This is a genomic window from Bacteroides mediterraneensis (assembly GCF_016900355.1).
GTDB lineage: Bacteria > Bacteroidota > Bacteroidia > Bacteroidales > Bacteroidaceae > Phocaeicola.
Window position 1 is genome coordinate 1 of record NZ_JACJKA010000055.1, and the last position, 1036, is coordinate 1036.

1 protein-coding gene is annotated in these 1036 nt (G+C 42.3%); it reads right to left on the reverse strand.

Translation table 11 applies throughout. The features are described 5' to 3' along the window. Positions 1 to 20 precede the first annotated feature (20 nt). Entirely contained in the window at positions 21 to 926 is a 906-nt protein-coding gene (locus tag H6A28_RS14735; RefSeq protein WP_204481057.1) for an IS982 family transposase, read from the reverse strand. Between the last annotated feature and the right edge of the window lie 110 nt (positions 927 to 1036).

The following is a 1036-nucleotide window of genomic DNA, read 5'->3' on the forward strand; positions in this document are numbered from 1 at the left end:
TAACGTGAGTTCGATATAATTCAAAACATAGTAAGTTGCCCGTCTTTGACAAAACACAGGTCAATGGCGGGCTTCTTTTCAAAGAAACAGTATGCTGCTATGGCAGATAGAGAATTGGCAATGAAGTTATTGAAGGAACGGTGTCTGGAGTGTTCAATCTGTGCGATATTCTTCAACTCATCATTGACTGTTTCTATCAAAGCGCGTTTTCTCAGCAGGATTCTGTCCGCTACGCTCATCAGGGAATTTTTCATGTTGTTCTTCACTTTGGTTATCAGTTGTATGCCGCCCGTGAAAAGATTCTCAAATAGTGCCTGACCGATGTACCCTTTGTCCGCACAGAGCTTGCCCTTTATATTTTTCAAGAACCTGGTTTGTTTCAACGGCTCACGGTCATCCACATTTCCGGGTGTAAACATAAAGTTAAGGATTTCCCCTTTGTCATTGATAATCAAATGCAGTTTGAAGCCGAAGAACCATCCCATGGAGCATTTTCCACGTTCCGCAAGCCCCTCAAAGGTTTTATGGATCAATATGCGTTGTCTCCGGCATACACGCAGCGGTGTGGAATCCACAAAGCTGATACCGGTACAAGTGCCCAGCAAGACCTCCTTGATGAAGACGGTAAGTTGCAACAGGACTTCTTTCTCCAGTTCCACAAAACGGTTGTAGGACACACGGCTGGGGAAGAGGTGGGGCAGATGCTTGCAGACATATTCCTTGTAATAATGCTTGAAACATCGGAAACCTCCCGAGTGGAACAGGATCAGGATGACCATGATTTCCGCATCGCTCATCCGGTTCGGCTTGTTCCGATGTTTATGATTCTTGTCTTCAACCATGTATTTTTCCTGTACTTTGGCAAATTCTTTGCAAAAATCATCCGCCATACAATAAATCTCCGTAACTTTATCCTCTGAGAACATAGTGGTAATCGCTTAAATGTTATAACTTGACACTATAAATTTAATGCTTTTATCGCTATGTTCCTAATTATCAAACGAATAATTTTATTCCTTATATCGAACTCACGTTA

Coding starts and splice junctions, on each gene's coding strand:
- H6A28_RS14735 (WP_204481057.1), bottom strand. CDS start 926: ATGTTCTCAGAGGATAAAGTTACGGAGATTTATTGTATGGCGGATGAT.